13 protein-coding genes are annotated in these 11977 nt (G+C 73.1%); 7 read left to right on the top strand and 6 right to left on the bottom strand.

Features of this window, described 5'->3' with window-relative positions:
* The first annotated feature begins 46 nt into the window (after positions 1-46).
* Positions 47-370 carry a putative quinol monooxygenase gene (locus MTQ12_RS06415; protein ID WP_247425233.1) on the top strand — a complete coding sequence of 108 codons (324 nt, stop codon included), beginning with the start codon at positions 47-49 and terminating at the stop codon, positions 368-370.
* Between the two features lie 63 nt (positions 371-433).
* Here the strand turns inward: MTQ12_RS06415 and MTQ12_RS06410 are convergent, their stop codons facing one another.
* Both MTQ12_RS06410 and MTQ12_RS06405 read right to left on the bottom strand, forming a co-directional pair.
* On the bottom strand, positions 434-928 hold the full coding sequence (locus MTQ12_RS06410; protein ID WP_247425232.1) for an OsmC family protein: 495 nt from the start codon (positions 926-928) through the stop codon (positions 434-436).
* A 104-nt stretch (positions 929-1032) separates the two neighbouring features.
* A complete protein-coding gene (locus tag MTQ12_RS06405) occupies positions 1033-2406 on the bottom strand; it encodes a PLP-dependent aminotransferase family protein (RefSeq protein ID WP_247425230.1) in 1374 nt (457 codons plus the stop codon).
* A 141-nt stretch (positions 2407-2547) separates the two neighbouring features.
* On the opposite strand from MTQ12_RS06405, the gene pdxS reads away from it, so the two are divergent.
* Both pdxS and pdxT read left to right on the top strand, forming a co-directional pair.
* Positions 2548-3432, top strand: a complete 885-nt coding sequence (pdxS, locus tag MTQ12_RS06400) for a pyridoxal 5'-phosphate synthase lyase subunit PdxS (RefSeq protein ID WP_247425228.1) — start codon at positions 2548-2550, stop codon at positions 3430-3432.
* Positions 3429-4073, top strand: a complete 645-nt coding sequence (pdxT, locus tag MTQ12_RS06395; RefSeq protein WP_265808518.1) for a pyridoxal 5'-phosphate synthase glutaminase subunit PdxT — start codon at positions 3429-3431, stop codon at positions 4071-4073. The genes pdxS and pdxT overlap by 4 nt, the downstream gene beginning before the upstream one ends.
* A 152-nt stretch (positions 4074-4225) precedes the next feature.
* Here pdxT and MTQ12_RS06390 read toward each other — a convergent pair whose 3' ends face one another.
* Positions 4226-5434, bottom strand: a complete 1209-nt coding sequence (locus MTQ12_RS06390) for a putative sulfate exporter family transporter (RefSeq protein ID WP_247425223.1) — start codon at positions 5432-5434, stop codon at positions 4226-4228.
* Positions 5431-5562, bottom strand: coding sequence for a hypothetical protein (locus MTQ12_RS15165; RefSeq protein WP_265808517.1), 132 nt, complete (start codon positions 5560-5562; stop codon positions 5431-5433). The genes MTQ12_RS06390 and MTQ12_RS15165 overlap by 4 nt, the downstream gene beginning before the upstream one ends.
* 282 nt (positions 5563-5844) lie before the next feature.
* On the opposite strand from MTQ12_RS15165, the gene zupT reads away from it, so the two are divergent.
* Both zupT and MTQ12_RS06380 read left to right on the top strand, forming a co-directional pair.
* A complete protein-coding gene (zupT, locus tag MTQ12_RS06385) occupies positions 5845-6642 on the top strand; it encodes a zinc transporter ZupT (RefSeq protein ID WP_247425221.1) in 798 nt (265 codons plus the stop codon).
* A 56-nt stretch (positions 6643-6698) separates the two neighbouring features.
* Positions 6699-8387, top strand: a complete 1689-nt coding sequence (locus MTQ12_RS06380) for an FAD-binding dehydrogenase (protein WP_247425220.1) — start codon at positions 6699-6701, stop codon at positions 8385-8387.
* 194 nt (positions 8388-8581) lie between these two features.
* On the opposite strand, the gene MTQ12_RS06375 is transcribed toward MTQ12_RS06380, so the two are convergent.
* Both MTQ12_RS06375 and MTQ12_RS06370 read right to left on the bottom strand, forming a co-directional pair.
* On the bottom strand, positions 8582-9490 hold the full coding sequence (locus MTQ12_RS06375) for a diacylglycerol kinase family protein (protein WP_247425218.1): 909 nt from the start codon (positions 9488-9490) through the stop codon (positions 8582-8584).
* A gap of 14 nt (positions 9491-9504) precedes the next feature.
* Complete coding sequence (locus tag MTQ12_RS06370; RefSeq protein WP_247425216.1) at positions 9505-10659, bottom strand: C40 family peptidase; 1155 nt, start codon at positions 10657-10659, stop codon at positions 9505-9507.
* Positions 10660-10874: 215 nt separating this feature from the next.
* On the opposite strand from MTQ12_RS06370, the gene MTQ12_RS06365 reads away from it, so the two are divergent.
* Together MTQ12_RS06365 and MTQ12_RS06360 are read left to right on the top strand one after the other, a co-directional pair.
* Complete coding sequence (locus MTQ12_RS06365) at positions 10875-11378, top strand: hypothetical protein (protein ID WP_137319327.1); 504 nt, start codon at positions 10875-10877, stop codon at positions 11376-11378.
* A gap of 69 nt (positions 11379-11447) precedes the next feature.
* The gene (locus tag MTQ12_RS06360; RefSeq protein ID WP_247425214.1) at positions 11448-11966 is read left to right on the top strand and encodes an O-acetyl-ADP-ribose deacetylase; all 519 of its coding nucleotides are present in this window, start codon (positions 11448-11450) and stop codon (positions 11964-11966) included.
* The last annotated feature ends 11 nt before the right edge of the window (positions 11967-11977 follow it).

Genomic DNA, 11977 nt, shown 5'->3' with positions numbered 1-11977 from the left:
CGATCCGCACCAGCACCGCGATCGACCGGGCACCACAGGAGGAATCATGTACTTCATCGTCGTCAAGTTCCGTGTGAAGCCCGAGGCCGCCGAGGCGTGGCCGGAGATCGTGCGCGACTTCACCGAGGCCACCCGCGCCGAGCCCGGGAACATGTGGTTCGACTGGTCACGCAGCCTCGAGGACCCGCACGAGTACGTGCTCGTCGAGGCCTTCGCCGACGACGACGCGGCCGCCGCGCACGTGGGCAGCGCGCACTTCGCGACGATGCGCGAGGAGTTCCCGCAGCACCTGCAGTCGACTCCGCGGATCATCTCCCGCAAGATCGAGGGCGAGGGCTGGGACGCGATGGGCGAGCTCCAGGTCGACTGACCGCTCGGCCCGGGCGATGGCCTCGGCCCGGCGAGTGACCGCTCGCCCGGTCGACGACCCGGCTCAGTCGGTGACTTCGGCCCGGGACGCGATCCGCACCGCGGTCGGGTGCTCGACGGTGCGCGACACCGTGCAGTGCTTGTCGTGGGACAGGCGCACGAGGCGCTCGACCATGCCGGCCGCCGTCCGGCCGGCCTCGTCGTCGGGGAAGGCGAGATCGAAGTCGATGCCGATGTCGGTGAGCCGGGAGGCGCCGTCCTCCTCGATCTTCCGCCCGCTCGCGGTCGCCCCGAATCGCTGCGGTTCGGTGCGCCGCGTCGTCACGGTGTCGACGTCGATCGCCGAGCATCCCGCGATCGCCGCGAGCAGCAGCTCGACCGGGGTGAGGAGCCCTTCCCCGCGCCCGAACTCCACCGCAGCACCGTTCGCGCCGACGGCCCGGTAGTGATTCTCCGCCACCCGGGTGAGCTCGACGGAGTGCGTGGGCGCAGCAGCCCGGGAGGAATCGGCGGGCGTGGGGTCCTGGGGTGCTCCGGCACCGGTGCGGGGATCATTCATGCGCCCATGATGGCACACGCCACCAGGGCGCACCCGCCACCACCTCCGCCGCCGGCACTGCAGCAGACCGCACAGTCGCAGACCGCACCACCCCATCCCGCGGCTCAGCCGCACCCGGCGATCACCGCGAAGACTTCCCGGAGCTGGACGGGCGCGGCGTTCGCATGGGCGATGACGAGTCCGTGGCGGCGCGGTTCGCCGGACCAGCCGGCGGCGAGATCGCCCACCCGGATCCCGCGGACGGCGAGCGCACGGTGAGCTTCGCGGGTGGCCTCGGCCGGCATCTCCACGACGAGTCCGCGGCCGCGGTGCACGAGTCCGGGCAGGTGCGAGAACTCGGCGACGACCGTTTCCGCGGCCCGCAGGCGTCGGCGCCCGCGAGCGATCCGCCGGCGCAGTCCCCCGGCGGCCAGGTACTCCGCGAGCGCGTGCTGTATGACGGGCGGCACCGCCGGGCCGAGGCGCTCCCGGGCCGCACGGATGCGCGTGCCCTCCGGCCCGCGCGCCACGATGTAGCCCGTGCCGACCGCGGCGGTGAGGACCGTGGAGAAGGTCCCGATGTGCACGACCCCGCCGCCGGGCGCGGAGTCGAACAGCGGCGGCACCGCAGGTCCCAGGTAGCGCGCCTCGCTGTCGTAGTCGTCCTCGATGAGGAGCATCCCGGCATCGGCGGCCCACCGGCACAGCGCGGCGCGGCGGCCGGCGGGCATCGCGGTGCCGTAGGGGAACTGGTGGTTCGGGGTGACGAGCGCGGCCTCGGGCGGGCGGCCGGGAGTCCTGCCGGCGGGCACCGCGCCGGCGAGCCCCTCCGGGGGCAGCCCTTCGGCGTCGACGGCCACCGGGACGAGCTCGACTCCGTGCAGCGCGCGGCGCAGGCCGGGGAATCCGGGGTCCTCGACCACGAGCCTGTCGGCACCGATCGCCGAGAGCACGAGTGCCACCCCGTCCCGCGAGCCGGCGGTGACGAGGATGTCCTCGGCCTCGACGACCATTCCGCGCATGACCCGCAGGTGCTCGGCGATCGCACGGCGCAGCGGCTCCTCGCCGAGCGGGTCGGGAGGGGCCGGCCTGACGTCGAGGGCCCGGCGCCAGGCCGTGCGGAACGCCGCCTCCCCCAAAGGCGACTCCCCGCCGCGGCCCGGCCGCAGATCCACCCGGACGGCAGGGACGCGGGGCACCGGGGAGCTGCGCGGCGCGCTCGGAGCGGCGAGCGCGGCGGCGGGCAGCTCGGGGTCGATGACGGTGCCGCTGCGCGGGCGCTGGACGACGTAGCCCTCGGCGGCGAGCTGGGCGTAGGCGGTGTCGACGGTGCCCCGGGAGACACCGAGCGCCTCGGCGCAGGCGCGCGCCGAGGGGAGCCGGTCGCCGGGGGCGAGCCGGCCGGCGGCGACGGCGGCGCGGATGCCGCGGATGATCTGCACCGGCAGCGCGATGCCCAAGGAGCGGTCGAGGTCGATGCGGAGGTCGTTGCGTGCCACAGGCCCAGTCCATCACATCTGGCCCAATGGAGTGAGATGATTCTGGCACTTCTCCTGGTCCACATCCGGATCTAGCGTGACGAGTGACGCGCCATCCACGCACCCGCACCCGGCGTACGCACCCACCCACCGAGGAGAACCATGACGACCGTCGCCCAGCCCCTGCTCAACACCGGACTCGCCCAGATGCTCAAGGGAGGGGTGATCATGGACGTCGTCACTCCCGAGCAGGCCCGGATCGCCGAGGCGGCCGGCGCGGTCGCGGTGATGGCGCTCGAGCGGGTGCCCGCCGATATCCGCGCGCAGGGCGGGGTGGCCCGGATGAGTGATCCCGACCTCATCGCCGGAATCATCGACGCGGTGTCGATCCCGGTCATGGCGAAGGCACGGATCGGCCACTTCGTCGAGGCCCAGGTGCTCCAGACGCTCGGTGTCGACTACATCGACGAGTCCGAGGTGCTCTCGCCGGCGGACTTCGTCAACCACATCGACAAGTCCGGCTTCGAGGTGCCGTTCGTGTGCGGGGCGACGAACCTCGGCGAAGCGCTGCGCCGGATCACCGAGGGCGCCTCGATGATCCGTTCGAAGGGCGAGGCCGGAACCGGGGACGTGTCCGAGGCGATGCGCCACATCCGCACGATCACCGGCGAGATCCGGACGCTCGCCGCACGCAGCGAGGACGAGCTCTTCGTCGCGGCGAAGGAGCTGCAGGCACCCTACGAGCTCGTCTCCCGGGTGGCGCGCGAGGGCGCGCTGCCGGTGGTGATGTTCGTCGCCGGCGGTATCGCGACCCCGGCGGACGCGGCGATGATGATGCAGCTCGGGGCCGACGGCGTGTTCGTCGGCTCGGGGATCTTCAAGTCCGGGGACCCGGAGAAGCGGGCGCGGGCGATCGTCGAGGCGACCACCCACTACGATGACCCGGCCACGATCGCCCGGGTCTCCCGCGGTCTCGGCGAGGCGATGGTCGGGATCACCGTCGCGGAGCTGCCCGCCCCGCACCGGCTGGCCGAGCGCGGGTGGTGAGCCCGGCTCCCGTCATCGGCGTCGTCGCGCTCCAGGGCGCGGTGACCGAGCACATGCGGACGCTCACCGTGCTCGGCGCCGAGGTCCGCCGGGTCACCAGGCCGGAACACCTCGCCGGGCTCACCGGGCTCGTGCTGCCCGGTGGGGAGAGCACCGCGATGGTGCGCCTCGCCGCCGGGACCGGGCTGTTCCCGGCGCTCACCGACGCGGCGCGTGCCGGCCTGCCGGTCCTCGGCACCTGCGCGGGCCTCATCCTGCTCGCCCGGGAGGTCGAGGACGGTGCGGCGCTCGAGGGCTTCGCACGCGTCCCCGTGCTCGACATCACGGCCCGCCGCAACGCCTACGGCGCGCAGCGCGAATCGTTCACCGCGCGGGTCGCGCTCCGCACCCGCAGTGCCCCCGGGACGGACCCGGACGACGGGCCGGACGCCCCGGATCGGGAGATCGACGCGGTCTTCATCCGGGCCCCGCAGGTCACCCGGGTGGGCCCCGGGGTCGAGGTGCTCGCCGCGCATGCCGGATGTCCGGTGCTCGTGCGGCAGGGGGCGGTCATCGCGGCGGCCTTCCACCCCGAGCTCACCGCAGACCCGGCGGTCCACCGGCTGTTCCTCACCGCCGCCGCGGCCCAGCCGGTGCACTGACGCGATTCCCGGGTCACCCCAGTGCGGTCACCGGTCTCCGCGGTCGTTCCAGTGCGGATACCGTCCGGTAAGCGCACTGGAACGACTGCGGAACCTCGCACTCCCGGGCCGCGCGGCCGACCGAGTCGGCGGGGCGACCGACCCGGCGGCCCTCAGAACTGGAACGAGCTGAAGAGCAGCACCGCGAGGCCGAGGCCGGCGACGAGGTTGACGAGGGTGGCGGCGGCGAACACGAGGATCGGCTTCCAGCCGGCCTCGCGCACCGAGGACACTGAGAATTCGAGTCCGATCGACACGAAGGCGAGGCTGAGCGCCCACACCTGGAGATCCTTGGCCGCATCGAGGCGCGGTTCGAGCACCGCCGGGTCGACCGTCGCGGCGAGCACCGTGGCGACGATCGAGGCGAGGAGGAAGCCGAGGACGAACTTGGGGAAGCGATCCCACACCATCGCCCAGGCGCGCGGCTTGTGCCCGGACGCACTCGCGGAACCCGCACCGTCACCGGCAGCCGCACCGTCACCGTCACCCGCAGCCACCCGGTCGACGCGCAGCGCGAAGAACAGGGTGAGGAGGACGGCGACGAAGCCGAGCAGCGCGTTCTGCGTGACCTTGACGATCGAGGCGATCTGCAGCGGCTGCTCGCCGGCGACCGCACCGGCGGCGGTGACCGCCGCGGTGGTGTCGATGTTGCCGCCGATCCACGCGCCGGTCACCGCCGGTGGCAGCCCCATGAGGGAGGCGAGCCACGGGAGCAGGAAGATCGAGGGCACGGCGAACACGATGACGAGCGTCGCGGTGTAGGCGAGCTGCTCCTTCTTCGCCCGCACCGCACCGGCGGCCGCGACCGCGGCGCTCACCCCGCAGATGGACAGGGCCGAGGCGAGCAGAGCGCGCAGGCGGTCGTCGAGTCCGAGCACCCCGGCGAACCACCAGGTGAAGGCGAAGACGATCGCGATGAGGCAGATCGCCTGCATGACCGCCGGACCGAAGGCCTTGACGAAGATCGCGAAATTGATCGTCGCGCCGAGCAGCACGAGCCCGATCTTGATGAACAGCTCCGTCCGGAACGCGGCGTTCATCCGATCGCGCACCCCGCACAGCGAGAGCACCGCGTTGCCGAGGAACCCGAGGGCGATCGCGTAGATCGGGTACTCGATCGACTGCGCTACATCGCCGAACCACGTCCCGGCGGTCGACTCGGGGACGGTGTCGGTGAGGAGCTGCACGAGGGCGGCGAGGCCGAGCACCACGACCGCACCGGCGATCGTCCACCCGGTGCGGGCACGCGGGGATGCCGGCGCTGCGGGCGCCTCGGCGGAGGTGGTGGCGGGTGCGGGCCCTGATGCGTCGGTGCGGCTCACGGGATGAGGTCCGCGCTGATGAGGCCGAGCAGGCACGCGCCGAGGAGCAGGAGGCCGATGATCGTCGCGGTCCAGTCCTCGTTCAAGGAGAACTTCCCGTGGTCGTCCGGTGAGCTGTCGTCGTCCACGCCCGTATCCCTTCCTCGCTCGGCCCGCCCCGCCCGAGCCGGGCGGCGTCACCTCATCCTATGAGCGTCCGCGACCGCACCCTCCCAGCGGTCTGCCGCGGTCGGGCAGAATTCATCCTCCCGTCACCGGGCGCCGGATCCGCGCCGCCGCTGTCCCGCATCCCGTCCCGGCGTGTGAGCCGGTCCACATTTGCTCACCTGCGCACATCACGACTTGTGCAGGAGCGATCCGAATCGCTAGAAATTGAGGATCGCTGAGCGGACGGATCGAGGAGGGATCGAGTGGAGAACGTGCTCTTCGCCTTCGCGCTCACGCTCGCCGCCGGCCTCGCGACGAGCCTCGGCGGTCTCATCGCGATCCTCGGCGGCGGCGGTCGGTCGAAGCGCTTCCTCGCCGCCGCGCTCGGATTCTCCGGCGGGGTGATGATCTACATCTCGCTCGTCGAGATCCTGCCGAAGGCCGCGGACTCGCTCGCCGAGGAGCACTCCTCGGAGGCTGCGTCCTGGATGGCGGCCGGCGCCTTCTTCGCCGGCATCGCCGTCGTCGCGATCATCGACCGGCTCGTGCCCGACACCGTGAACCCGCACGAAGTCCCCGGCGACATCCACGAGGAGCGGCCCCGGGAGCGCGCGCTGCTGCGGATGGGCACCTTCACCGCGGTCGCGATCGCCGTCCACAACTTCCCTGAGGGCTTCGCGACCTTCGTGTCCGGCCTGCAGGACCCGCAGATCGCGGTCCCCATCGCCGTCGCGATCGCCATCCACAACGTGCCCGAGGGCATCGCGGTCGCCGCCCCGGTCCATCACGCCACCGGGTCGCGGGGCCGGGCGCTGACCCTCGCGACGCTCGCCGGGCTCGCCGAGCCGGCCGGCGCGCTCATCGGGTTCGTGCTCCTCGCACCCTTCATCACCCCCACCCTGTTCGGCCTCGTGTTCGCCGCGGTCGCCGGGATCATGGTGTTCATCTCCTTCGACGAGCTGCTCCCCACCGCGCAGCGCTCCGGACACCATCACCACGCGGTGTACGGGCTCATCGCGGGCATGGCGGTGATGGCGGCCAGCCTGCTCCTCATGATGTGAGGCGGGCGCGGCCGGTACGCTGGGACCCCACCGACCGCGCTGCCCCGGGAGGCACCATGGACACCGACGTCCTCGTCATCGGCACCGGACTCTCCGGGCTCGTCGCCGCGACCGAGGCGGCCCGTGCGGGAGCACGCGTCGTCCTCCTCGACCAGGAGGGTGAGCAGGACCTCGGCGGGCAGGCGTACTGGTCGTTCGGCGGCCTGTTCCTCATCGACTCCCCCGAGCAGCGACGGATGGGGATCCGCGACTCCTTCGAGCTCGCCCGGGCCGACTGGATGGGCTCGGCCGGCTTCGAGGAGCACGATATGTGGCCGCGCCGATGGGCGGAGGCGTACCTCGACTTCGCGCACGGGGAGAAGCGGGCGTGGCTCCACGCGATGGGCCACCGGTTCTTCCCCGTCGTCGGCTGGGCCGAGCGCGGGGACGGCACCGCCGACGGCCACGGGAACTCCGTGCCCCGATTCCACATCACCTGGGGCACCGGCCCCGGCGTCGTCGCGCCGTTCCTCGCCCGCACCAAGGAGCTCATCAGCGCCGGCCGGCTGCAGGTCCGCTTCCGCCACCGGGTCGACGCACTCCTCACCGGGCCCGGCTCCGTCACCGGCGTGCGCGGCTCGCTGCTCGCACCCGATGACAGCCCGCGCGGCGTCGCCTCGAACCGGGAGGTCACCGGGGAGTTCGAGCTGCGGGCCGGCGCGACGGTCACCGCCTCGGGCGGGATCGGCGCGAACCACGCGCTCGTGCGGCAGAACTGGCCGACCGACCTCGGCACTCCCCCGCGCACCATGATCTCCGGGGTGCCGGAGTACGTCGACGGGCGGATGATCCCGATCGCCCAGGCCGCCGGCGCGCACCTGCTCAACCCCACCCGGATGTGGCACTACACCGAGGGCATCCGCAACTGGGACCCAGTGTGGGCCGGCCACGGGATCCGGATCCTACCCGGCCCCTCGTCCCTGTGGCTCGACGACCGCGGGCGGCGGCTGCCCGTCCCGCTGTTCCCCGGCTCCGACACCCGGGCCACGCTCAAGCACCTGCGGGAGATCGACGCGGAGCACTCGTGGTTCGTCCTCAACCAGCGGATCATCGAGAAGGAGTTCGCACTCTCGGGCTCGGAGCAGAACCCGGATCTGACCGGGAAGTCGATCCGGGCCACGCTCGGGCGGGTGCGCGCGGGGGCGACCGCGCCGGTGGAGGCGTTCAAGCGCCACGGGGAGGACTTCGTCGTCGCGGATTCCCTCGAGGAGCTCGTCGCGGGGATGAACGCGCTCACCGGGGCCGAGACGGGGGCCGGCACGGGGGCCGGGGCCGGCACGGGTGCCCGGCACGTGCTCGACCCGGTGGAGATCCGGCGCATCGTCGAGGCGCGCGATGCCCAGGTGGAGAACGATTTCGGCAAGGACGCCCAGCTCGCCGCGATCCGGCAGGCGCGCGGGTTTCTCGGCGACCGGCTCATCCGGGTCGCCCCGGTGCACCGGATCCTCGACCCGGCGGCCGGACCGCTCATCGCAGTGCGCCTCCACATCCTCACCCGCAAGACCCTCGGCGGCCTCCACACCGACCTCCGGGCGCGGGTGCTCGATGCGACCGGGACGCCGATCGACGGCCTCTACGCCGCGGGCGAGGCGGCCGGGTTCGGGGGCGGCGGCATGCACGGGTTCAACTCGCTCGAGGGGACGTTCCTCGGCGGCTGCCTGTTCTCCGGCCGGGTCGCCGGCCGCGCCGCCGCGGCAGCGGTCTGAGCCGAGGCTCCTGACCCGGTGCGCGCTCTGCTGACCCGGCGCGCACCTCGAGCGCGGGGCACCTGCCCGGACCGTGGTGGAAACGGCGGACAGTGGTGGCATCGATGCCACCATTCCAGCACGGAACCACCACAGTCCGCAGCGCGCACTCGCGGGGCTGTGCCGGCGCGCCGGTGCGTGCGGGGTCGGAGCGTTCAGACTGCCACGGACAGGGCGCCCGGGAGCACGGAGATGCGCAGCCGGGCGACGTTCGGGAACGGTTCGCCGTCGAGGTGGATCGGTGCCGGTGCCGCGGGGACGATCTCCGCCCAGGCGCACCGGTGGTAGGCGAGCACAGCAGGCGCCTCGTCCTGTCCGAGCAGCCCGAAGCAGGCGATCCGCGCCCAGTCCCGCACGCTCCGCGGCGTGCACACGAGCAGCTCGAGGTCCCCGGCGTCCGGAGCGGCGCGCGGGAACACGCGGATCAGCCCCGGCAGGCCGGCGACGTTCCCGGCGAGCACGCTCCACGCCGGTCCGCGGAACTCCCCGTCGTGCCACCGCACGTGCACCCGGGTGCCGGCATCACCGAGGTGCCGGAGTCCGGCGACCAGGTAGGCCGGCCAGCCGAGGACCCGTTTGGCCCGGTCGGTGAGCCCCATGATCGTGGCGGCGTCGCGGCCGAGGCCGGCCGCAGCGAGGAACACCTCGCGCACCTCGGCGCCGGTTCGGGTACGGATGACGGCGATGCCGACATCGGCGCGTCGCACCTCGGCGGCGAACTGCCGCGAGACGCTCGCCGGGCCCGGGGTGACGCCGAGGTTCCGGGCGAAGAGATTCGCGGTGCCTGTCGGCACGAGGGCGAGCGGCGGGAGGTCCGCGCCCTCCCCCTCGGCGGCCATCATGCCGCGCACTGCGGAGCGCACCGTGCCGTCGCCGCCGACGACGACGATCCGGGCAGCACCCGCACAGACCGCGGCAGCGGCCTGCTCCTCCCCCTCGTGCACCGGGGTGGTGCGGTGCAGGGTCCACGGGATGCCGCGGTCGGCGAGGAGCGCGGTGAGCTCCGCGCACCGCCGGCGGCCGCTCGCGTGGATCGGGTTGAGGACGATCGCCCAGGGGCCCACGTGCTCTGCTCGGGTCAGAGGTACCGCTTGATCCCGGAGAACTGCTTGCCTCGGTCCCAGGCCCGCCAGTCGACGATCTCGACGCTCTTCGAGGCGTTGGGGGCGTGGATCATCTTCCCGTGCCCGAGGTAGATGCCGACGTGGTGGACGGCCCCGCGGCCGCCGTTGCCGGCGAAGAAGATCAGGTCGCCGACTGCGAGGTCCTTCACCTTCACCGACTTCCCCGCGCGCGACTGGGGGCCGGAGTCGCGCGGGATCTCGATGCCGTGGGCGCGGTGCACCGCATAGGTGAAGCCCGAGCAGTCGAACCCGGATGAGGAGGTACCGCCCCACAGGTAGCGCACCCCGAGGAAGTCCTTCGCGGTGGACACGAGCTCGGAGGGCTTGGGCTCCTCCGGCCCGCTGCCGGCCGGGTGGAGGTCGACGTCGCGGGTGGGCGCCCAGCCCTTCGCCCCGTCGGGCAGCGCCACCCGCACCCGGTCCCCGGCGCGGGCGAGCACGGGCAGCTCGGCGTTGAACGGCACGTGCTCGACCGCGCCGCCGGTGGGCCGAGCGGTGACCTCGGTGGTGCTGCTGGTGACGATCGCGGTGCCGTGGGCGTCGAGCGCCCGGTCGAAGTCGCGGTTCTCCACGAGCTGGCGGGTCGGCACCCAGCCGGGGTAGCCGTGCTCGTCCCCCGGGCTCTGCTGGCGGGCGACAGCGACCTTCGCCCAGTCGTCGGAGATCTCGAGGATCCGCACCTCGTCGCCGTAGACCGCTTGGGTCTGCGTCCGCCCGGTGAGCGCACGCCGCACCTCGGTCGTCGACAGGTTCGTGCTCCATTCCCCGGTCCGCACGGGGTTCGCGAGCGCCGGTGCATCGATGCGGCGCGGTGAGGAGGGCTTCGTCCACAGGGTGGCGACGGTGACGTCGACGAAAGCGGTGTCCCCGGCCTCGAGCCCCTTGCCCGGGGTCGCGGTGGGGCCGGCGACGGGTGTCCGGTCGATCGCGCCGGCGGACAGGCCCGGGACGGCACCGGCCGGCACTGCGGCGCCGGCGAGGAGGCCGATCCCGAGGACGGCGGCGCTGAGACCGCGGCCCACCCGGCGACGGGGAGCACTGCGGGAGGACTGAGCAGCGGAGGTCCGAGCAGCAGCGCTCTGACGGACAGCAGGCAGGGGTGCAGGCATGGGTGCGTCCTAAGGAGTGGGAAGTGGGACAGCTGCCGACAGTGTAGACATGCCGATCCGCAGCTCCCACCGGGAATCGCACTGGTGCGGGCCATCGTCACGGAATCGTGACTCTGCCGCGCGACTCCCCTACCGGAGGAGCCCGAGTCCCCGCCGCGCGATCCGTACCCCGCGAGATCCCACGATCCGTACGCCCGCGGTGGGACAATGGGTCCATGGTCCCGGCAGGCAGCATCGCGGCGCTGAGCGCGGCCCTCGGGTGCGGCAGCGACGAGGTCTCCGTGCTCGAGGCGATGCTCGTCATGGAGGAGAATCCCGTCACCCGCTCCTGTGCGGGTGAGCTGAGCTGGGAGTTCATCAATTCCGGGGTGGACTTCGTGTTCTCCGACAGCACCCTGTCCGCGATCGGCATCCGCCTCGTCTACGACCGCAGCGGCGGCTTCAACGGCATCGCGGTCCCCTCGTGGCTCGTCGCCGATTGGCACCGCCGCCCGGGCCCGGCGGACATGCGCCGGGCGTTCGGCGAGCCCGTCGCGGCCGGGGAGACCGCTCGTGAAGAGGTGCGGCTGCCGGAATGGGAGGCGCTCGGCGAGGTCTCGCAGCGCACCCGTCCCGGCACGCTGTGGGAAGTGTTCGACCTCGCGGACGGGGTGATCCACGCCGACTACGACGACTCCCGCACCGTGCGCACCCTCACCCTCATGGCCGAACCCCGCTGAGTCCTCGCACCATCTCCCCGAGCCCGGCACCCCCTCCCCCGGGCCCGTGCCCCTCGCTAGGCTGGGTCCATGGACATCACCCTGCGCACCGGAGACATCACCACCTCGACCGCGGACGCGATCGTCAATGCGGCGAACTCCTCGCTGCTCGGCGGGGGCGGGGTGGACGGCGCGATCCACCGCGCCGCGGGCCCGGAACTGCTCGCCGAGTGCCAGGAGCTGCGCGCCACCACGCATCCGGACGGGCTGCCGCCCGGTCAGGCCGTGGCGACCGGAGCGGGCGCGCTGCCGGCCCGCTGGGTCATCCACACCGTCGGCCCGAACCGGCACGCCGGCCAGACCGATGTCGCCGTCCTCGAATCGTGCTTCGCCACCGCGCTCGACGAGGCCGAGCGGATCGGGGCGCGCACGCTCGCCTTCCCCGCGATCGGCGCCGGGGTCTACGGCTGGGACGCCGCCGAGGTGGCCCGCGCCGCCCTCCGGGTGCTCACCGATGCCGGTGCGGCCGAACGCTGGCCGGGGGTCGGGTCGGTCGAGTTCGTGCTCTTCGGCGACGCGGTCGCCGACGCCTTCGCCGCCGTGTTCTGACGCGGTTCCGC

It is taken from the genome of Brevibacterium sp. R8603A2 (assembly GCF_023072605.1).
GTDB lineage: Bacteria > Actinomycetota > Actinomycetes > Actinomycetales > Brevibacteriaceae > Brevibacterium > Brevibacterium pityocampae.
This window is presented reverse-complemented; position numbering and strand designations above follow the sequence as displayed.